The 19,769-nt window shown below is 72.5% G+C and carries 16 protein-coding genes; 4 read left to right on the top strand and 12 right to left on the bottom strand.

The annotated features are described in order from the left end of the window. Positions 1-114: 114 nt before the first annotated feature. From WQO_RS29185 to WQO_RS29175, 3 genes are all read right to left on the bottom strand, one after another. Positions 115-2,337, bottom strand: coding sequence for an NADP-dependent isocitrate dehydrogenase (locus tag WQO_RS29185; protein ID WP_010064040.1), 2,223 nt, complete (start codon positions 2,335-2,337; stop codon positions 115-117). A 132-nt stretch (positions 2,338-2,469) separates the two neighbouring features. Continuing rightward, a complete protein-coding gene (locus WQO_RS29180) occupies positions 2,470-3,894 on the bottom strand; it encodes a sensor histidine kinase (protein WP_010064041.1) in 1,425 nt (474 codons plus the stop codon). Next, the gene (locus tag WQO_RS29175; protein ID WP_010064042.1) at positions 3,891-4,577 is read right to left on the bottom strand and encodes a response regulator transcription factor; all 687 of its coding nucleotides are present in this window, start codon (positions 4,575-4,577) and stop codon (positions 3,891-3,893) included. Before WQO_RS29175 ends, WQO_RS29180 begins: the two co-directional genes overlap by 4 nt. A 90-nt stretch (positions 4,578-4,667) precedes the next feature. Between WQO_RS29175 and murG the strand changes: the two genes are divergently transcribed. The 3 genes from murG to WQO_RS29160 all read left to right on the top strand — a co-directional run bounded on the left by murG (position 4,668) and on the right by WQO_RS29160 (position 7,936). Then, complete coding sequence (gene murG / locus WQO_RS29170) at positions 4,668-5,819, top strand: undecaprenyldiphospho-muramoylpentapeptide beta-N-acetylglucosaminyltransferase (RefSeq protein ID WP_010064044.1); 1,152 nt, start codon at positions 4,668-4,670, stop codon at positions 5,817-5,819. Beyond that, the gene (locus WQO_RS29165; RefSeq protein ID WP_010064045.1) at positions 5,816-6,844 is read left to right on the top strand and encodes a GDP-mannose 4,6-dehydratase; all 1,029 of its coding nucleotides are present in this window, start codon (positions 5,816-5,818) and stop codon (positions 6,842-6,844) included. The genes murG and WQO_RS29165 overlap by 4 nt, the downstream gene beginning before the upstream one ends. 264 nt (positions 6,845-7,108) lie before the next feature. Next, positions 7,109-7,936: an RNA polymerase sigma factor SigF gene (locus WQO_RS29160; RefSeq protein ID WP_010064046.1), complete on the top strand. Its 828-nt coding sequence runs from the start codon at positions 7,109-7,111 to the stop codon at positions 7,934-7,936. A 72-nt stretch (positions 7,937-8,008) separates the two neighbouring features. On the opposite strand, the gene WQO_RS29155 is transcribed toward WQO_RS29160, so the two are convergent. Next, on the bottom strand, positions 8,009-9,517 hold the full coding sequence (locus WQO_RS29155) for an amidase (protein ID WP_058954137.1): 1,509 nt from the start codon (positions 9,515-9,517) through the stop codon (positions 8,009-8,011). Between the two features lie 170 nt (positions 9,518-9,687). After that, positions 9,688-10,074: a hypothetical protein gene (locus WQO_RS29150; protein WP_010064047.1), complete on the bottom strand. Its 387-nt coding sequence runs from the start codon at positions 10,072-10,074 to the stop codon at positions 9,688-9,690. 200 nt (positions 10,075-10,274) lie between these two features. Between WQO_RS29150 and WQO_RS29145 the strand changes: the two genes are divergently transcribed. Further along, positions 10,275-11,036 (top strand): LolA-like protein, encoded by a 762-nt coding sequence (locus tag WQO_RS29145; protein WP_010064048.1) that lies wholly within the window; start codon positions 10,275-10,277, stop codon positions 11,034-11,036. On the opposite strand, the gene WQO_RS29140 is transcribed toward WQO_RS29145, so the two are convergent. The 7 genes from WQO_RS29140 to WQO_RS29110 all read right to left on the bottom strand — a co-directional run bounded on the left by WQO_RS29140 (position 11,023) and on the right by WQO_RS29110 (position 19,756). Continuing rightward, positions 11,023-12,567 (bottom strand): NCS1 family nucleobase:cation symporter-1, encoded by a 1,545-nt coding sequence (locus WQO_RS29140; protein ID WP_010064049.1) that lies wholly within the window; start codon positions 12,565-12,567, stop codon positions 11,023-11,025. The genes WQO_RS29145 and WQO_RS29140 overlap by 14 nt on opposite strands. A gap of 156 nt (positions 12,568-12,723) precedes the next feature. Beyond that, the gene (locus WQO_RS29135; RefSeq protein ID WP_010064050.1) at positions 12,724-13,725 is read right to left on the bottom strand and encodes a TIGR03842 family LLM class F420-dependent oxidoreductase; all 1,002 of its coding nucleotides are present in this window, start codon (positions 13,723-13,725) and stop codon (positions 12,724-12,726) included. Positions 13,726-13,736: 11 nt separating this feature from the next. Beyond that, positions 13,737-15,137 carry a dihydropyrimidinase gene (gene hydA, locus WQO_RS29130; protein WP_010064052.1) on the bottom strand — a complete coding sequence of 467 codons (1,401 nt, stop codon included), beginning with the start codon at positions 15,135-15,137 and terminating at the stop codon, positions 13,737-13,739. Between the two features lie 101 nt (positions 15,138-15,238). Continuing rightward, complete coding sequence (locus tag WQO_RS29125) at positions 15,239-16,522, bottom strand: aspartate aminotransferase family protein (RefSeq protein ID WP_010064054.1); 1,284 nt, start codon at positions 16,520-16,522, stop codon at positions 15,239-15,241. After that, positions 16,519-17,361, bottom strand: a complete 843-nt coding sequence (locus WQO_RS29120; RefSeq protein ID WP_010064055.1) for a nitrilase-related carbon-nitrogen hydrolase — start codon at positions 17,359-17,361, stop codon at positions 16,519-16,521. The genes WQO_RS29125 and WQO_RS29120 overlap by 4 nt, the downstream gene beginning before the upstream one ends. 196 nt (positions 17,362-17,557) lie before the next feature. Further along, positions 17,558-19,234, bottom strand: coding sequence for a hypothetical protein (locus tag WQO_RS29115; protein WP_010064056.1), 1,677 nt, complete (start codon positions 19,232-19,234; stop codon positions 17,558-17,560). Between the two features lie 141 nt (positions 19,235-19,375). Continuing rightward, on the bottom strand, positions 19,376-19,756 hold the full coding sequence (locus WQO_RS29110; protein ID WP_010064057.1) for a PPOX class F420-dependent oxidoreductase: 381 nt from the start codon (positions 19,754-19,756) through the stop codon (positions 19,376-19,378). Positions 19,757-19,769 lie beyond the last annotated feature (13 nt).

Here is a 19,769-nt window from a genome sequence, read left to right as displayed (position 1 = left end):
TCCGCGATCCCACCCGCTCGGGGGCGCGCACACGCGAACCGCCCCGGCCGGCACCAGGGCCGACCGGGGCGGTCACGGACGGGGGCGGCGCGGCCGCCCCCGGCTCACGTCACCTCAGGCGAGGGACGCGATCGCGTTGTTGAACGTGGCGGACGGGCGCATGACCGCCGCGGCCTTGGCCGGGTCGGGCTGGAAGTAGCCGCCGATCTCGGCCGGGGAGCCCTGCACCGCGACCAGCTCGGCGACGATGGTCTCCTCCTGCTCGGCCAGGGTCTTGGCGAGCGGCGCGAACGCCTCGGCGAGCTTGGCGTCGTCGGTCTGCTGCGCCAGCTCCTGGGCCCAGTAGAGGGCCAGGTAGAAGTGGCTGCCGCGGTTGTCGATGCCGCCGAGGCGACGGCTCGGCGACTTGTCCTCGTTGAGGAAGGTGCCCGTGGCCCGGTCCAGGGTGTCGGCGAGGACCTGGGCCCGCGCGTTGTCCGTGGTGGTGGCCAGGTGCTCGAAGCTGACCGCGAGGGCCAGGAACTCGCCCAGGCTGTCCCAGCGGAGGTAGTTCTCCTTGACGAGCTGCTGGACGTGCTTGGGGGCCGAGCCGCCCGCGCCGGTCTCGAAAAGGCCGCCGCCGTTCATCAGCGGGACCACGGAGAGCATCTTGGCGCTGGTGCCCAGCTCCAGGATCGGGAAGAGGTCCGTGAGGTAGTCGCGGAGCACGTTGCCGGTGACGGAGATGGTGTCCTCGCCGCGGCGGATGCGCTCCAGGGAGAAGGCGGTGGCCTCTTCCGGGGACTTGACGGAGATGTCCAGGCCGTCCGTGTCGTGGTCGGCGAGGTACGTCGTCACCTTGGCGATCAGGTTGGCGTCGTGCGCGCGGGTCTCGTCCAGCCAGAACACGGCCGGGTTGCCGGTGGCGCGGGCGCGGGTGACGGCGAGCTTGACCCAGTCCTGGATCGGCAGGTCCTTGGTCTGGCACATGCGGAAGATGTCGCCGGCGCCGACGGCCTGCTCCAGCACGACCGCGCCGCTCGCGTCGACGACGCGCACGGTGCCGGTGGCGGGGATCTCGAAGGTCTTGTCGTGGCTGCCGTACTCCTCGGCCTTCTGCGCCATCAGACCGACGTTGGGCACCGAGCCCATGGTGGCGGGGTCGAAGGCGCCGTTGGCGCGGCAGTCGTCGATGACGACCTGGTAGACACCGGCGTAGCTGCTGTCCGGGAGGACGGCGATGGTGTCGGCCTCGTTGCCGTCCGGGCCCCACATGTGACCCGAGGTGCGGATCATGGCGGGCATGGAGGCGTCGACGATGACGTCGCTGGGGACGTGCAGGTTGGTGATGCCCTTGTCGGAGTCGACCATCGCGAGGGCGGGGCCCTCGGCGAGCTCGGCCTCGAAGGACGCCTGGATCTCGGCGCCGACGTCCGGCAGCGAGCCGAGGCCCTTGAGGATGCCGCCCAGACCGTCGTTGGGGGTGAGGCCGGCGGCGGCGAGCTGGTCGCCGTACTTGGCGAAGGTGTTCGGGAAGAAGGCGCGGACCGCGTGGCCGAAGATGATCGGGTCGGAGACCTTCATCATGGTGGCCTTGAGGTGCAGGGAGAACAGCACGCCCTCGGCCTTGGCGCGGGCGACCTGCGCGGTGAAGAACTCGCGCAGCGCGGCGACGCGCATGACGGCCGCGTCGACGACCTCGCCCTTCAGGACGGGTACGGACTCGCGGAGCACGGTGGTGGTGCCGTCGTCGCCGTGCAGCTCGATGCGGAGCGTGCCGTCCTCGGCGACGACCGCGGACTTCTCGGTGGAGCGGAAGTCGTCGACGCCCATGGTGGCGACGTTCGTCTTCGAGTCGGCCGTCCAGGCGCCCATGCGGTGCGGGTGGGCCTTGGCGTAGTTCTTGACGGAGGCGGGGGCGCGGCGGTCGGAGTTGCCCTCGCGCAGCACCGGGTTCACGGCGCTGCCCTTGACCTTGTCGTAGCGGGCGCGGACGTCCTTCTCCGCGTCGGTCCGCGGGTCGTCCGGGTAGTCCGGAAGCGCGTAGCCCTGCTCCTGCAGCTCGGCGATGGCCGCCTTGAGCTGCGGGATCGACGCCGAGATGTTCGGCAGCTTGATGATGTTCGCGCCGGGCGTCCTGGCCAGCTCGCCCAGCTCGGCGAGTGCGTCATCGATACGCTGCTCGGCCTTGAGGTGCTCCGGGAAACTGGCGATGATCCGGCCCGCGAGGGAGATGTCACGGCGCTCGACCGTGACACCCGCGGTCGAGGCGTAGGCCTCGACGACGGGCAGGAACGAGTAGGTCGCCAGGGCAGGGGCCTCGTCGGTGTGCGTATAGATGATGGTCGAGTCAGTCACCGGGTGCTCCGCTCCACGTCTGCAACATTGCTTGACATCAAGATATCTCTTCGGCGTGCCGGGCTCCACAAGGCCCCCGCACGGCTTCGCGGCCGGGACGCCGGGCGGGCGAGCGATGCTGTGACCGCGCGCTCACGGCGCGTGAGAACGTCCCGGCGGGCCCTGGGCACCGAACGTCAGCGTGAACAGCGCCCCGCCGCCCGGCGCCGCCCCCGCCGTCAGCTCCGCCCCGTGCGCGCGGGCGATCTGCCGGGCCATCGCCAGACCGAGACCCGAGCCGGGCAGGGCGCGTGCCGCCTCGGCACGGTAGAAGCGGTCGAAGACGTACGGGAGGTCTTCGGCGGGAATCCCCGGACCGTGGTCCCGGACGGTCAGCTCCAGGCCGTCGTCGTGGGCGGTCAGGCCGACCTCCACCGGAGTGCCCGGCGGGCTGAACTTGGCCGCGTTGTCCAGCAGGTTCGTCAGCAGCCGGGCCAGCCGGGCCGGGACCCCCGGCCGGACCGCCTCCGCCGCGCCCGCCCCCACCTCCAGCGGGAACGGGGTCTGCGGCCAGTGCCTCCGCGCCACGGCCACCGCGTGCTCCACCACCTCCGCGATCCGCACGTCCTCCAGGAGCGGCAGCGGCTCCTCGTCCCGGGCCAGCTCGATCAGATCGTTGACCAGGCCGGTCACCTCCCGGATGCCCCGCCCCAGCGCCCCCGACGCCCGCTCGCGCTGCGCGGGCGTCAGCCGGTCGCCGCGCGCCAGCAGCTCCGCGTTGGTGCGCAGCGCCGTCAGCGGGGTCCGCAGCTCGTGCGAGGCGTCCGCGACCAGCCGGCGCTGGGAGCTCACCGACTGCTCCAGCTCCCCGAGCATCGTGTTGAAGCTGGCCGCCAGCCGGGTCACCTCGTCCTGGCGTCCCGGCGGGCCCGGCGGCAGCTCGATGCGGTGGCGCGGGTCCCGGGTGGCCGCGATCCGCTCGGCGGTCGAGGTCAGCCGGGCCACCGGGGCCAGGCCCGTCCGCGAGACGGCGTACCCGAGCAGCCCCGCCAGGAGCACCCCCGCCCCGCCGACCGCCGCCAGCAGCACGGCCGCCTGCCGCACGCCCTTCTCCACCGGGTCCGCCCGCAGCGCCACCTGGAGCGCCCTCCCGTCCCCGAACGGGGTCGTCAGCATCCTGAGCGGCTGCCCGAAGCGGCTGACGTTGCTGTAGTACGGGGCCCGCGTCCCCGCCGCCACCTCGCGTACGGGGGTGGCGACGGGCAGCAGATACGCCGCGTCCGGATCCGCCGCCGGGTCGGCCGGGACGATCTGGGCGCAGGCGGGCGCGGAGAGGTAGCGGCACTCGCCCGCCACGGTCTGCGGGCCCTCGCCCCGGTTCTCCTGGATCACCCGGGTCGCGGCCTGGGTGAGGGACAGGTCGAGCTGGTGCAGCAGCTCGTAGCGGATGACGAAGAACGCCGCCGCACACACCCCGACCGCGACCAGCGCCACCGCCGCCGATGCCGCCACCGCGAGCCGCGTCCGCAGGGGCCGCCTGCGCCGCCAGCGGGCGCCCAGCCGCCGCACCCCGCTCACGCCACGTCCAGCCGGTAGCCGAGCCCGTGCACGGTGTGGACGAGGCGCGGCTCGCCGCCCGCCTCCAGTTTCCGCCGCAGATAACCCACGTACACCGCCAGCGAGTTGGAGTCGGGCCCGAAGTCCTGGCCCCAGACCCGCTCCAGGATCACCTCACGCGCCAGAACCTGGCCCGGGTGGCGCAGCAGCAGCTCCAGCAGGGCGGCCTCGGTGCGGCTGAACTCGACCGGGCGGCCGCCGCGCCGCCCGGTCCGCGTCACCGGGTCCAGCGTCAGATCCGCGAAGGCCAGGTCCCGGTCCGGGGCGGGTGGCGCGGCCCGCCGCAGCAGCGCCCTGACCCGCGCGACCAGTTCGTCCAGGGCGAAGGGTTTCACCAGATAGTCGTCGGCCCCCGCCTCAAGACCGTCCACCCGCTCGCTCACCGACGACAGCGCGGTCAGTACCAGCACCGGTGTCCGGTCCTCCATCGCCCGCAGCCTCCGGCAGACCGCAAGACCGTCGAGCACCGGCATCATCACGTCCAGCACCAGCGCGTCCGGCTCCCAGGCGGCCACCGCCGACAGGGCCGCCAGGCCGTCGCAGACGCCGCGGACCTCGTACCCCTCGACGCTCAGCCCGTCCTCGACGGCGGCCCGTACGTCCGGCTCGTCCTCGGCCACCAGAATCCTGCCCGCTCCGCGCATGCCACTCGTGCCACTCCTGCCGCTCATGCCTGAAGCCTGCCAAACCGGACTCTTAGAACCCTCTTAAGCCGCTTCCCGAGAGTGGCGGCCATGCGCACACCACTCTCCGTCGTGATCGGTGCGGGCGGCACCGGCGGCCATATCTACCCGGGCCTCGCCCTCGCCGAGGCCCTGCGCCGCTCCGACCCGGACGCGGTCATCTCCTTCATCGGCACCGAGCGCGGTCTGGAGACGGCCCTCATCCCGGCGGCCGGATACCGGCTGCACACCGTCGACATGATCCCCTTCGACCCCGCGCTCGGCGCGAAACGCTTCCTCCTCCCGGCCGCCCTCCTGCGCTCGGGTGCCCAGGCCCGTTCGGTCCTGCGCACCCAGAAGGCTCAGGTCGTCGTCGGGATGGGCGGCTACCCGAGCGCCCCGGCGATCGTCGGGGCGAAGATGGCCGGGCTGCCCAGCGTGATCCACGAGTCCAACGCGGTCCCGGGCCGGGCCAACCAGTTCGCCGCCCGGCTCACCGAACACCTCACCGTCGCCTTCGACGGCAGCCGTGCCCATCTGTCGGGCGGCGAGCGGGCGCGGACCGTCGGCATGCCGATCGCCGCGTCCCTGGCCGCCCTCGACCGGCCGGCTCTGCGCGAGGAGGCCCGGCGCGCCTTCCGGATACCCGAGGGGGCGCGGGTCGTCCTCTTCAACGGCGGCAGCCTCGGCGCGGCCCGGCTCACCGCCGCCGCCGTGGGCCTCGCCGCCCGCTGGCGGGGCCGCGGGGACGTCCACCTCCTGGTCAAGACGGGCCCGGCCGCGCTCGCGGAGACCCGGCAGAAGCTCATCGACGCCGGAGCGGGGCCCGTCGCGCAGGCCGTGCCGTACCTCGACCGGATGGACCTCGCCTACGCGGTCGCCGACCTGGTGGTCTGCCGGGCGGGCTCGGCCACGATCGCGGAGCTGGCGACGACCGGGGTGCCCGCCGTCCTCGTGCCGTACCCGCACGCCCCCGGCGACCACCAGACGCACAACGCCCGGGTCCTCTCCGACGCGGGCGCGGCCCACCTCGTCCCCGACGCGGAGACCACCGCCGACCGCCTCGCCGAGATCGTCGAACCGCTGCTCGCCGACCCCGCACGGCTCGCCGCGATGGGGCGCGCCGCCGACCCGGGACACCACGCCCGGGCGGCCGACCTGCTCGCGGAGACCGTCATCCGCCTCGCCGGACAACCCACCACAGCAAGGGAGTTCACCTCATGACCAGCACCACCGCCGGCATGGCCGGCACCGCCGTCGACTGGACCGGCCGTACCGTCCTCGTCACCGGGGCCGAAGGCTTCATCGGCTCCACCCTCGTGGACCTGCTCGTCGAACGCGGCGCGCGCGTCCGGGCGTTCGTCCACTACAAGCCGTACGCCGACAAGGGCCACCTGGCCCGCTACCTCGACGACCCGCACGGCCCGGTCGAGTTCATCGCCGGGGACGTCGGCGACGCGGGCCGCGTGATGGACGCGGTCCAGGGCTGCGACACGGTCTTCCACCTCGCCGCGCTCATCGGCATCCCCTACAGCTACGACTCCCCGGGCGCCTACGTCCGGACCAACGTCGTCGGTACCGAGAACATCGCCGAGGCCTGCCGCCGCCACTCCGTCCGGCGTCTCCTGCACACCTCCACCAGCGAGGTGTACGGGACCGCCCTGACGGCGCCGATCGGCGAGGACCACCCCCTCCAGCCGCAGTCGCCCTACTCCGCCTCGAAGATCGGCGCGGACATGATGGCCCTGTCCCACTGGCATGCCTTCGAGCTCCCGGTGACGGTCGTACGGCCGTTCAACACCTACGGGCCCCGCCAGTCGGCCCGGGCCGTGATCCCGGCCATCCTCGCCCAGCTGCACTCCGGGGCACGGGAGATCCGCCTCGGCTCGCTGACCCCGACCCGCGACTTCACCTATGTCACCGACACCGCCGCCGGATTCCTGGCCCTGGCCGGCTGCGACCGGGCGCTGGGACAGAGCGTCAACCTCGGCACCGGCCGGGAGATCTCGGTCGGGGACCTCGCGAAGGCCCTCATCACCGCCTCCGGCCGGGACGCCGAGATCGTCGTGGACCCGGCGCGGCTGCGGCCCTCCGGCAGCGAGGTCCACCGCCTGCTCTCCGACAACACCCGCGCCCGCACCTGGGCGGGCTGGGAACCGGAGGTCGGCCTGAAGGAGGGCCTGGAACGGACGTCCGCCTGGGTGGCGGAGCATCTGCACCTCTTCGCACCGGGGCGCTACCAGGTCTGAAGCCCTCTGTCGGGGCCCGACACAGGATCCGCCGGGCCCCAACAGGGAACGGGGAAACGGCTGGGTTTGAGAGCACCGATCGGGGACAGAAGCGGAACCAGCGTGCTTAGGCAGATAGGCACACACTCATGGGAGCGGCATCGGCCGCCGTGAGGTGTTCCCTGTCGGTGCCCTCCCGTGTTGTCCACACACATCCGTCACCGGGAGACTCTCGTGCCGACCACTACGCAGCACCCTCGGCTCTCCACCGCTCCGGAACACGACATGCCCGCCGCTCCCGCGGCCCTTCCGCTCATCGATGACCCCGGGAAGATCGCACCGAAGGACGCACGGAAGCTGGCGGTTCTGTTCTTCGACCAGCTGCAGGTGCTGGAAGAAGGCACACACGAGTACCAGTACGCGCGGAACACCCTGATCGAGATGAACCTCTCGCTGGTGCACTTCGCGGCGAAGCGCTTCCGCAACCGTGGCAGCGGTGAGATGGAGGACATCATCCAGGTCGGCACGATCGGGCTGATCAAGGCGATCGACCGGTTCGAGCTGAGCCGGGAGGTCGAGTTCACCTCGTTCGCCATCCCTTACATCGTCGGCGAGATCAAGCGGTTCTTCCGCGACTCGACGTGGGCCGTCCACGTGCCGCGCCGTCTGCAGGAACTGCGCGTGACCCTGGCCAAGACCCGCGAGGCGCTCTCCACCCGTCTCGACCGCGAGCCCACGGTCGCCGAACTCGCCCAGCATCTGGAACTCACCGAAGAAGAGGTCATCGAGGGGCTCATAGCCGCCAACGGCTACACGGCGGGCTCCCTCGACCTGCCCATCGGCGCGGACCAGAACAGCGCCGAGACGGTCACCTACGGCGACATCAAGGGGGACGTCGACCCAGCCATCGAACTGGTCGAGGACCTGCACACCCTGGCTCCGCTGCTGGAGCAGCTGGACGAACGGGAGCGGGAGATCGTCGCGATGCGGTTCGGCCAGGAGATGACACAGGCCCAGATCGGCGAGCACCTCGGCATCTCCCAGATGCATGTCTCCCGGCTGCTGTCCCGGCTGCTCACGAAGCTCCGCAAGGACATGCTCACCGAGAAGTGACCAGCACGAGGGAAAGGTGACGCGGGGCGGCGCTCACGCCCGGGCCGGCGGCCCGGGCGTGAGCGTCATCTGTCAGACCGGCGGCCGGTGCTCGAACCAGCGCCGGTCGTCCTCCAGTTGGGCGGCGAGCGCGATCAGCCGCTCCTCGCTGCGGGAGGGGCCGAGCAGCTGGGCCCCGACCGGGAGGCCGGAGCGGGTGAAGCCGGCCGGGACGTTCACCCCGGGCCAGCCGAGGACGTTCCACGGCCAGGCGTAGGGGCAGGCGGCGGCCATCGCGACGTCGGTGCGCCAGGCGCTCAGGTCGTCGAACCTGCCGATCCGGGGCGGCGGCGCGGCCGTGGTCGGGGTGAGGAGCACGTCGAACCCGGAGGTGTCGAAGAGGGCGCCGATCCTGCGGTGCTGGCGTACTTCGCGGGCGCGGGCGGCCCGTACCACCCGGCCGCCCAGCCGCGTACCGGTGCGCAGGGCGCTGCGGGTGCGCGGGTCGAGCAGGGCCGGTTCGGGGTGCCGGGCGGCGAATTCGGCGATGCCCACGGTGGCGCGGGGCACGAAGGCGAGGCCGATCAGCCCGTACCGGGGGCGGGCCTCCTCGACGTGGTGGCCGAGCCGGGCGAGGGTGTCGGCGAGCGCGGTGACGGCCCGGCGCACCTCCGGGTCCGGTCCGGCGCCGGTGAGGGTGAGCGGGGGACGCCAGGCGAGCGCGATGCGCAGGCGGCCCGGCTCGCGACGGGCTGCGTCGGCGGCGCGCACGGCGGGCGGGCGGTGGAAGTCCTCGGGGTGGGCTCCGGCGACGGCGTCGAGGAGCAGCGCGGCGTCGGCGACCGTTCGGGCGAGGGGGCCGTTCACGGTGAGCCCCTGGAAGGCGTCGCTGTGCGGGTGGACCGAGATGCGCCCGCGCTGCGGTTTGATGCCGACGAGGTGCGTCCACGCGGCGGGGATGCGCACGGAGCCGGCGCCGTCCGACCCGAGGGCGGCGGGGACGAGCCCGGCGGCGACAGCGGCGGCCGAACCGCCGGACGAGCCGCCCGGGGTGTGCGCGGTGTTCCACGGGTTGCGGGTGGCGCCGAAGGCGGTTCCCTCGGTGAAGGGCCACTGGCCCAGTTCGCAGGAGTTGGTCTTGCCGACGACGACGGCTCCGGCGGCGCGCAGCCGGCGGACCGCCTCGCTGTCGGACGCGGCCGGGGGCCGCTCGCCGTCGCAGCCGAAGTGCGTGGGCAGGCCCGCCACATCGGTGTCGTCCTTGACGGCGACGGGCACGCCCAGGAGCGGCAGCCGCTCCCCCGCCGCGAGCCTGCGGTCGGCCTCCGCGGCCTCGGCGAGCGCGGCTTGGGCCCGCAGGTGCCGGAAGGCGTTGAGGGTGGGCTGGGTGGCCTCGATCCGGGCGAGGGCGTCGGCCACGAGTGCGGTGGAGGTGGTGGTGGCGTCGGCGAGCAGGCGGGCACTCTCCGCGAGTCCGGGGAGCGGCGACGGGACGGGGGCCGCCGGACGGGGGGCGCGACCGGGCTCCCGTACGGCCGGGCCGGTCTGCTCGGTGGGTCCCGCTTCGGTCGGCTCCGCTTCGGTGGGCTCCGCTGAGGACATGGGCGTGCCGCCTCCCTCGTGTCGCGGGGCCGGCCGGTCGTCCCGGCTGCGCCCACATCTCCTTACTGGAGGGTAACGAGAGGAGGCGGCACGCTCAACCGTTCGGGCCGTCCGGGCCGTTGCGGGTATTGCCGCTGCAGCAGATGCTGCCGGATCTCACAGCCCCGGCATCAGGGGCGTACGTGGATCTCGCCGATTCCGGTGCCGATCTTCCCGCAGTGGGCGGTGGACTGGCCGGACTCGCCGGGCCTCAGAGTGACGTGGTTGCCGTCGACGTCCGGGGCCCAGCCGCAGACCAGATGGACCCAGAAGGTCTGCGTCTGGCTGCCGTTGTTACGACAGAGCGCGAAGCCCGTGTACTCGTCGATGGCGTGCTTGCCGGTGTCGCAGGACAGTCCGGGCGGAATCGCGGCCGGGGCGGCGCTCGCGGTCGCCGACGTGACGGAAACCGCCAGTGCGGCCACCGTCGCCGTGGCGGCGAGCGCCCGCAGGACGGACCGGGAGCGCTTCCCCACGGCCCTGCCGCCCTTGCGCCTCGTCCCCGTGAGCAGGTTCATCGATGGTCTCCTCCATGCTGCGTGCGTACGTGACCCCGGGCGGGATCACCGCAGCTTTGCCCACGCTCCGTGGTCGAAAACACCGTGGCGCTTCACTCTCCGTACGTGTGCCGGGCGGCGCCCCCTTTCCCGGCGTACGCTCGAATGTGCCGGTCATCCTGGTTCGTACGCCCTGACCGGGGCCTTTTTGAGGAGGCGACGTGAGCGGACACCGATGGGCCGCCCGGGCGGCCGCAGGTGCGGCGGCCGTCGCTCTCACCGTGACGGGTGGCACCCTCGCGCAGGCTGACGACGACATCGACACGCTCCCCGCCGAAGAGATCGCCGAACGCGCCCGCGACGCCCTGGTCGACGTCCGGTCCCTGCATCTGAGCGCACGCGGCAGCATCGACGGGACCGGGGAGAACATGAGCATCGACCTCACGCTGGACCGCGAGGGGAACTGCGCGGGCGGGGTGGACATGGGCGACGACGGTTCGGTGGAGATCGTGAAACGCGGCGACGACGTCTGGCTGAAGCCGGACGCCGCCTTCTGGAAAAACCATGTGCCGATCGGCGGTTCCACCTTCGACGCGATCCTCGACGGCCGCTACATGAAGGCCTCCGCCGACGACCCCCGGCTGCTGGAGGTGACCGAGGTCTGCGACCTCGACACGTTCCGCGAGCTGCTCACGGACAACGTCGGCACCGCCGACGTCGACACGCTGACGAAGGGCGCGAAGACCGACGTGAACGGCGCGCCGACCGTCCCGGTGACCCGGGCCGAGGGCGGTGAGCGCCTGACGGCCTATGTCGCCGCCGAGGGCACCCCGTACCCGGTGCGGATCACCGTGCGGAACGCGGACGGGGAAGGGACCGTGGACTTCTCCGGCTTCGACCGGCCGGTGCCCACGGCCACTCCCTCGGCGGGCGAGACGGTGGACGTCACGGCTCTGCTGGGTCGCAGCGTCAAGCCGGTGTGACCGGCCGGGTCGTCGACCGCCGCGTCAGCGCCACGTACAGCAGCAGCGAGGAGGCGAGCCCGACCGCCCAGCCGTAATCGGCCAGCGGCTTGAGGAACGGGATCAGGCCGTCGGCGGGGAACGGGCCCTTCCCGGGGGCCGAGTGCGAACCGCCCACCGCGAGGACACCGCCGGCCGCGAAGGCCACCACCGCCCGCCAGTTCCAACCGCTCCGGTACCAGTACCGGCCGCCCGGCCGGTAGAGGTCGGGGAGGTCGAGGACCGTGCGGCGGACGATCCAGTAGTCGGCGATCAGGATGCCCGCGACCGTGCCGAGCAGGCCGCCGACCAGGCCGAGCCAGGTGAAGATGTACAGCTCGGGCGTCTCGGTGAGCTTCCACGGCATGATGACGACCCCGATCACGCCCGTGACCAACGCTCCGGTCCGGAAGCTGATGAGCTTCGGCGCGAGGTTCGCCAGGTCGTACGCGGGTGAGACCACGTTCGCCGCGATGTTCACGGAGACCGTCGCGATCAGCACGGTGACCAGACCGAAGACGAGACCGAAGACGTTGTCCGTTCGGGCGACGAGCTGGACCGGGTCCCAGAGGGCCACCCCGTACACCGCCTGCGACCCGGAGGTGACGAAGACGGAGAGCAGGGCGAAGAACGTCATCGTGGTCGGAAGACCTAGCGACTGGCCCCGGATCGGGGCGCGTTGGCCCGCGCCGAAGCGGGTGAAGTCGGGGATGTTGAGGGAGAGCGTCGACCAGAAGGCGATCATGCCCATCAGCGAGGGGAAGAAGACCGGCCAGAAGTCGGCGCCCCAGCCGAGTGCGGACGGCTGGTCCAGCAGCGGACCGAACCCGCCCGCCTTGCCCGCGACCCAGACGAGCAGTACGACCGCGCCGACCAGGACGAAGGGTGCCGCCCAGTTCTCGAAGCGGCGCAGGGTGTCCATCCCCCGGTAGATGATGGCCAGTTCGAGGGCCCAGAAGAGGACGAAGCAGAGCCAGAGCGTCCAGGGCTGCCCGCCGATCTCCGCCGCGCCGGCCCAGCCGCCGAAGATCTTGCCGAGCAGCGTGAAGATGCCGACGCCGCCGATCCAGGTCTGGATGCCGAACCACGCGCAGGCGACGGCGGCCCGGATCAGGGCGGGCAGATTGGCGCCGCGCAGCCCGAAGGAGGCGCGGGCCAGCACGGGGAAGGGGATGCCGTACTTGGGCCCGGCGTGGCCGGTCAGCAGCATCGGGGCCAACACGATCACATTGGCGAGCGCGATGGTGAACACGGCCTGTTTCCAGTCCATGCCGAGCGCCACCAGACCGGAGGCGAGCAACCAGGACGGGATGTTGTGGGCCATCCCGATCCACAGGGCCGCGAAGTTGTACGTCGTCCAGGTGCGCCGCTCCACGGGGACGGGCAGCAGGTCGTCGTTGGCGAAGCGGGGGTCGTCGGGGAGCTGTCCGGGGGCGAGTTCGACGCGGCCGGACGTGGCGGCGGGCGCGGGTATCGCGTCCGGGGGCGGGGTGGGCGGGACGGTGGCGGTCATGGCGGTGGAGCCCTTCGCTCGGGAGCGGTGCCGTGCGGGGCGATGCGGGCGGGGCGCGTGCGGGCGGGGCGCGTGCGGGCGGGGCGCGTGTGCGGATGGGGCGCGCGGACGGCCGGGGCACGTGTACGGACGGGCAGCGGAAGGTGGAGGCGAGGCTCAGTCGGTCAGTGCGGGGATGATCTCGGCCCCGTAAGCATCGATGGTCGCCTCGCGGGCGTCGTGCATGTTGTAGACGGCGAACTGGTCGACGCCGAGGTCCTTGAGATGGCGCAGCTTCTCGATGTGCGCCTCGGCGGGCCCGAGGAGGCAGAACCGGTCGACGATCTCGTCGGGGACGAAGGCGGTGTCCGGGTTTCCGGTGCGGCCGTGGTGGCTGTAGTCGTAGCCGGAGCGTCCTGCGATGTACGCGGTCAGCTCGTCCGGCACCATGCCCGAGTGTTCGCCGTAGCGGGCGACCAGGTCGGCGACGTGGTTGCCGACCATCCCGCCGAACCAGCGGCACTGCTCCCGGGCGTGGTCGAGGTCGTCGCCGACGTAGGCGGGGGCCGCGACGCAGATGGTGACGGAGTCGGGGTCGCGTCCGGCCTCGGCCGCCGCGTCCCGTACCGCTTTGATCATCCACTCGGTGAGGAAGGGGTCGGCGAGCTGGAGGATGAAGCCGTCGGCCTTCTGCCCGGCCAGCGCCAGGGCCTTGGGCCCGTACGCCGCCATCCACACCGGCAGTCGCCCGTCCTTCACCCAGGGGATCCGCACCGGCTGCCCGTCGACCGTCGCCTCCCGGCCCTCGGCGAGGTCCCGGATGACGTCGGTGGCCTCGCCGAGGCGGGCCAGGGTGTTGGGGCGGCGGCCCGCGACGCGCATCGCGGAGTCGCCGCGCCCGATGCCGCAGACGGTGCGGTTGCCGTACATGTCGTTGAGGGTGGCGAAGGTGGAGGCGGTGACCTCCCAGGTGCGGGTGCCCGGGTTGGTGACCATCGGGCCCACGATCAGCTTCTCCGTGTGCTCCAGGATGCGGCTGTAGATGACGAACGGCTCCTGCCAGAGCACCGCCGAATCGAAGGTCCAGCCGTAGCGGAACCCGTTGCGTTCGGCGCGCCGCATCAGGCCGACGACGGCGGAGGCGGGCGGGTCCGTCTGGAGGACGAGGCCGAAGTCCATGGCGGGATCTCCTAGTCGAGGTACTGACAGGTGGCGCGGGGGGTGTAGCTGCCGTGTCCGGCGCGGCCGGTGAACTTCCGCCCGTCGATGACGACTTCGCCGCGGGAGAGGACGGTCTCGACCTGACCGGTGATGCGTTTGCCCTCGTACGCCGAGTAGTCGACGTTCATGTGGTGGGTCTCGGCGGAGAGGGTCTGTTCGGCTTCCGGGTCGTAGATGACGATGTCGGCGTCGGCCCCCGGCGCGATGGTGCCCTTCTTCGGGTAGAGGCCGAACATCCGGGCCGGGGAGGCGCAGGCGATCTCGATCCAGCGGCGGCGGGTGATGTGTCCGTCCACGACCGCCTGGTGCAGCAGGTCCATGCGGTGTTCGACGCCGGGCATGCCGTTGGGGATCTTGGAGAAGTCGCCGCGGCCCATCTCCTTCTGCCCGGAGAAGCAGAAGGGGCAGTGGTCGGTGGAGACGACCTGGAGTTCGTCGTTGCGCAGGCCCCGCCACAGGGTTTCCTGGTGTTCCTTGGGGCGCAGCGGGGTGGAGCAGACGTATTTGGCGCCCTCGAAGTCGGGCTCGGCGAGGTTGTCGGTGGAGAGGAACAGGTACTGCGGGCAGGTCTCGCCGAAGACGGGGAGGCCCTTGTGGCGGGCGGCGGCGATCTCCTCCACGGCCTCGTCGGCGGAGACGTGGACGACGTAGAGGGGGGATCCCGCGACCCGGGCGAGCTGGACGGCGCGGTGGGTGGCCTCGGCCTCCAGGGCGACCTTGCGGACGTCGCCGTGGTAGCGGGGGTCGGTATGCCCGGCGGCGAGGGCCTGCTCGACCAGGACGTCGATGGCGATCCCGTTCTCCGCGTGCATCATGATCAACCCGCCGTTGCCGGAGGCCTGTTGCATGGCGCGCAGGATCTGGCCGTCGTCGCTGTAGAAGACCCCCGGATACGCCATGAACAGCTTGAAGGAGGTGACGCCTTCGGCGACGAGGCGGTCCATCTCCTTGAGCGAGGACGGGTTCACGTCCGCGAGGATCATGTGGAAGGCGTAGTCGATGGCGCAGTTGCCGTCGGCCTTGGCGTACCAGGTGTCGAGCCCTTCACGCAGGGACTTGCCCACGCTCTGGATGGCGAAGTCGACGATGGTGGTCGTGCCGCCCCAGGCTGCGGCGCGGGTGCCGGTCTCGAAGGTGTCGGCGGCGTACGTTCCACCGAACGGCATCTCCATGTGGGTGTGGCCGTCGACGCCGCCCGGGATGACGTACTTGCCCGTCGCGTCGATCCGCCGGTCGGCGCTCCAGCTCTCGGCGGCGTCGGTTCCGTGGGCGGCGAGCGCGACGATCCGGCCGCCCTCGACGAGCACGTCGGCGTGGATCTCGTCGGACGCGGTGATGACCAGGCCGCCGTGGATGACGGTGCGACTCATGGGGTCTCCTCAACTCGGGGCGCCCCGGCCGGTCCTGGAGGTGTTCGGCCGGGGCGGCCCCGCGTGGTTCGGTGGGCGTACGGGGCCGTGGTGGGCGGAGGTCAGCCCGCCGCGTGCAGGGCGTCCGCGAGGATCGCCGCGCCTTCCTCGGCCTCGGCGACGGTCAGGGTCAGCGGCGGGGCGATGCGGAGCACGCTGGTGTTGTGGCCGCCGCCCTTGCCGATGAGGAGCCCGCCCGCGCGGGCCGCTTCCAGGACGGCTGCGGCGGCCTCCGGGTCGGCCTCGTCGGTGCCGGGCTTCGCCAGTTCGATGCCGATCATCAGGCCCCGGCCGCGCACTTCGCGTACGGCGGGGGAAGCGGCGGCGACGGACCGCAGCCGCTCGATGAGGAGTCCGCCGACGCGCCGGGCGTTGCCCTGGAGGTCGTGTTCCAGGAGGTACGAGAGGTTGGCGAGCGAGGCAGCCATGGTGACCGGTGAACCACCGAAGGTGGAGATGGAGTTGGCGTCGAGGCAGTTCATCACCTCGGCGCGGGCCACCACTCCCCCGACCGACATGCCGTTGCCGATGCCCTTGGCGAAGGTGAGGATGTCCGGCGGCCCGTTCTCGGCGTGCGCCTGCCAGCCCCAGAAGTGCTCACCGGTCCGGCCCCAGCCCGTCTGCACCTCGTCGGAGATCCACAACACCCCGTGCTGGTCCAGCACTTCGCGGAACGCGGCGAACAGCCCGTCGGGCGGGGAGGTGAACCCGCCGACGCCCTGGATGGGTTCGGCGATCAGGGCCGCCGGGTTGCGGGTGTGCCCGAGGAGATCCTCCAGATCGGCGACGCAGGCCCGGATGAACGCCTCGTCGCTCAACTCGGCGTACGGCCCCCGGGTGCGGACGCCGCCGTGGACGTACAGCGTCTGGAGCGGGGACAGACTCGTGGGCGACCAGGCCTGGTTGCCGGTGATCGAGACGGTGGAGAACGACCGGCCGTGGTAGCTGTTGCGCATCGCGAGGATCTGGTTGGACCTGCGGTACGCGGTGGCGAGCAGGAGGGCCGTGTCGTTGGCCTCGGTGCCGGAGGTGGTGAAGAAGACCCGGGCGTCGGGGATGCCGGAGAGGGTGGCGATCCGCTCGGCCATCTCCACCATGGGGCGGTTGAGGTAGAGCGTGGAGGAGTGGATGATCCGCCCGGCCTGCTCGGCGACCGCCTTGGTCACCTCGGGCAGGGCGTGGGCGGTCATGGTGGTGAGGATGCCGCCGAAGAAGTCGAGGTAGCGGTTGCCGTCGGCGTCCCAGACGTGGCGGCCCTCACCGTGGGTGAGTTCGATGGGGTGGCGGTAGTAGAGGGCCAGCCACTCGGGACTGACGGCGAGATGGCGCTCGTACAGTCCGCTCACGGGTCCACCAGCCCGTCGTAGGCGTCGGGCCGTCGGTCCCGGTAGAAGGCCCACTGGGTGCGGACCTCCTCGATCAGGTCGAAGTCCAGGTCGCGGACGACGAGTTCCTCCTCCTTGTCGCTGGCGACCTCCCCGACGAACTGGCCGCGCGGGTCGACGAAGTAGCTCGTGCCGTAGAAGTCGTTGTCGCCGTACTCCTCGCGGCCGACGCGGTTGATCGCGGCGACGAAGTACTCGTTGGCGACGGCGGAGGCGGGCTGCTCCAACTGCCAGAGGTGGCTGGAGAGTCCCCGCGAGGTGGCCGACGGGTTGTACACCAACTGGGCTCCGCCGAGTCCGAGTTGCCGCCAGCCCTCAGGGAAGTGCCGGTCGTAGCAGATGTAGACGCCGACCTTGCCGACGGCGGTGTCGAAGACCGGCCAGCCGGCGTTGCCGGGCTTGAAGTAGTACTTCTCCCAGAACCCCTTGACCTGCGGGATGTGGTGCTTGCGGTACTTGCCGAGGTAGGAGCCGTCGGCGTCGATCACGGCCGCGGTGTTGTAGTAGAAGCCGGACTGCTCGATCTCGAAGACCGGGACGACGATGACCATGCCGGTCTCCCGGGCCAGGTCCTGCATACGCCTGACGGTCGGCCCGTCGGGGACCGGCTCGGCCCAGCGGTAGTGCTCGGGCTCCTGGACCTGGCAGAAGTAGGGGGCGTTGAACACCTCCTGGAAGCCGATGATCTTCGCCCCCTGCCGGGCGGCCTCGCGCGCGTGCTCCTCGTGCTTGGCAATCATCGATTCGGTGTCGCCGGTCCAGGTCGCCTGGACGAGTGCGGCGCGTACGACGTGGGACATGAGCTGCTCCTTCGACGCGGCGTCAGAGAGCCTGCACGCGTTCTCTACGCACGTAGATCGGTGCATGGATGGAGAACGTAAGCCCCTCCGTCCGGCGGGGCAAGACCATCGCCGTGAACCGGCGGAGTCGATCATGTTTCGCACCCGACCGGTCCACAACGGACACGCTTCGATCTTCGACGGTGTTCCGGCGGCCTCAGACCCCCGGGACACCCGCCACCCGCAGCGCGTGGACCAGGTCCCACTCGGCCTCCCCCGACACCTCACGGGCCGCCCCCAGGAGGAGCGGGAGCAACCGGGTCCCGCCGGACAGGGCAAGCTCGGCGGCTTCCTGCGGAGTCCGTACGCGGACGAAGGCGCCGAGCAGGTCCCGCGCCCGGTCGTCACGGCCAGCGCCGTCCAGGGCGAGCGCCGCATCGGCCACCTCGGCGGCGGGCCGGGCCACCCCCTGGCGCAGAAGCAGGCCGCAGTCCGCCTCGCGCCCGGCAGCCGCCAGCGCACCCGCCGCGGCGGCGAATCCGGCGGGCGGGAGCGAGGACACCTCCCAGAGCAGGGTCGTCCAGTCGGCGGCGAGGCCGGCGCGGTGCAGGGCGAGGGCGAGCAGCGGCAGCCGGGGCGCGGGCCAGGCCGCGACCTCGCAGAGCACGACGTGCGCCTCACCGCTGCGGCCCTCGGCGCGCAGCCGGACCAGTTGGGCCACGGCCCCGGTGACGGCCTGCCCGGCGGCCGGATCCGGGGCGACCGGATCCGCAGCCCCGTCCCCCGGCCGGTCCCGCCCGGCGCGTCCCCGGCCCCGGCCCGCGTGACCCCCCTGGCCTCCTCGGCCTCCGTGGCCCTCCGCCTCCGCCGCCGCACCGCCGAAGCGGGCGCCGCGTGGGGCGGGTGCGCCGGAGCGATCGGGTACGGGCGGGCCGGGCAGCGGCGAGGGGGCGTATCCGGCTGCCTCTTCGTCGTCGACCTCCAGCCCGGCGAACCGGGCGCCGCGGGGTTTCTTGCGGCGGGGGGTGGGGGTGGAGGCGTCCGGGTGCCTGGGGGACTCGGGCGCCCCGTGGGGCTCGGTGGCCCATGAAGGCTCGGCAGGCCCGGACGGCTCAGTGCCCGCGTAGGGCCCGGCGGCCAGGCGGGCTCGGGCCTCGGAAGCCTCGGGGCCCCAGCCCCTGGGGGGCTCCGGGGCAAAAGTCTCGGCGGGGCCGTCCCGGGCCGGGTCATCGGCCCACGCCGGTTCACCCTCGGCCCCCGTACCCCGGCCGTGCGGGCGCCCGCCCATCGCGCCCCCGGCCCCGGCGCGCGGCCGCGGAACTCTGCCCGCCCCGGCGGACCCGGAGACTGAAGCCCCGTCCACCCCCGCGCGCTGCCCCTCGCCGTCCTCCGACCGCAACCAGCCCTCGGGGGCCGCCACCGCCGCCAGCCGCTTGCGGAGCTCCGCGCAGCGGGCGGAGGCCCGTTCGTGGTCGTCGCGGGCCCAGGCCAGGGCGTCCGGTTCGGCCGGGTCCGGGCCGCCGGGTCCCGACCCGCGCAGGCGCTCCGCCGCCCGGTGCTGCTCGCGGACCATCAACTCCAGCCGGTGGACGAGCTCCTGGCGCCCGCCGGGGCGCCGGTCGTGGGCGGCGGCGGACGCGGAGTAGAGCGCGGCGGCGCGGACCGAGACCTGCTCGGCGAACCGGGCGCCGTGCAGGGCCGCGAGGTCCGCGAGCAGCGACTCCACGACGTCCCAGGGCGGGATCTCCACCCCGTCGAGGCAGGACCGCATACCCGCGGGGTCGCGCCGGGCGAAGATCCCGTACCATCCCCGCCCGGGGTCCAGGCGCGCCACCAGATCCCGCAGGTATTCCGCGAACGCCCCTACTTCGTACGCCTGCTGATGCACCGTCATCGTCGCCCTCGCCGACCGCCGACCGTCGACTGGAGCCTTCCAGTCCGGAGGCATTCGACCGCAGCCGTGTTACAGGGCGGCTACGCGCAGCTTTCGGGCGCGCTGCGGCGGGAGCACGGCCGCCGGGGCGCGCCCCGGCACTCAGAAGGTGATGGCGATCCCGGTGTGCGGCCGCTTGCCGAGCCGGGCGACGGTGGCCGGCCAGTCGACGAGCCAGAACTTCCAGGTGTACTTGCGGGCCAGGAGCTTGCGCGCCGCCCGGGTGCCGTCCTCGTCGAGGAGCCGGGCCTCGCCCTCCGCGCTGGGGGCTCCTTCGGCGATCCTGCCGCGTACGTCGCAGACGGTGACGAGGACCTTGCCGTTGTTGCGGAGCCGCTTCACCTTCCACGAGTCGGAGCGGGTCCAGACGTACAGCACGTCCCCCTCGGCGGCGGCCCAGACGGGCGTGGCGACGGGTGTGCCGTTCTTCCGGTACGTGGTCAGGCTGACGTACTCGCTGCGCGCGAAGTCCTGGAGAGTCACGGGCGTGACCCTA

It is taken from the genome of Streptomyces globisporus C-1027, from assembly GCF_000261345.2.
Classification (GTDB): domain Bacteria; phylum Actinomycetota; class Actinomycetes; order Streptomycetales; family Streptomycetaceae; genus Streptomyces; species Streptomyces pakalii.
This window is presented reverse-complemented; position numbering and strand designations above follow the sequence as displayed.

Excerpts from the sequence above, each read along its gene's own strand:
- hydA (WP_010064052.1), bottom strand. The coding sequence starts at position 15,137 with ATGAGTCGCACCGTCATCCACGGCGGCCTGGTCATCACCGCGTCCGAC.
- WQO_RS29120 (WP_010064055.1), bottom strand. The coding sequence starts at position 17,361 with ATGTCCCACGTCGTACGCGCCGCACTCGTCCAGGCGACCTGGACCGGC.
- WQO_RS29175 (WP_010064042.1), bottom strand. The coding sequence starts at position 4,577 with ATGCGCGGAGCGGGCAGGATTCTGGTGGCCGAGGACGAGCCGGACGTA.
- WQO_RS29140 (WP_010064049.1), bottom strand. The coding sequence starts at position 12,567 with ATGACCGCCACCGTCCCGCCCACCCCGCCCCCGGACGCGATACCCGCG.
- WQO_RS29135 (WP_010064050.1), bottom strand. The coding sequence starts at position 13,725 with ATGGACTTCGGCCTCGTCCTCCAGACGGACCCGCCCGCCTCCGCCGTC.
- WQO_RS29155 (WP_058954137.1), bottom strand. The coding sequence starts at position 9,517 with ATGTCCTCAGCGGAGCCCACCGAAGCGGAGCCGACCGAAGCGGGACCC.
- WQO_RS29115 (WP_010064056.1), bottom strand. The coding sequence starts at position 19,234 with ATGACGGTGCATCAGCAGGCGTACGAAGTAGGGGCGTTCGCGGAATAC.
- WQO_RS29150 (WP_010064047.1), bottom strand. The coding sequence starts at position 10,074 with ATGAACCTGCTCACGGGGACGAGGCGCAAGGGCGGCAGGGCCGTGGGG.
- WQO_RS29165 (WP_010064045.1), top strand. The coding sequence starts at position 5,816 with ATGACCAGCACCACCGCCGGCATGGCCGGCACCGCCGTCGACTGGACC.
- murG (WP_010064044.1), top strand. The coding sequence starts at position 4,668 with ATGCGCACACCACTCTCCGTCGTGATCGGTGCGGGCGGCACCGGCGGC.
- WQO_RS29160 (WP_010064046.1), top strand. The coding sequence starts at position 7,109 with ATGCCCGCCGCTCCCGCGGCCCTTCCGCTCATCGATGACCCCGGGAAG.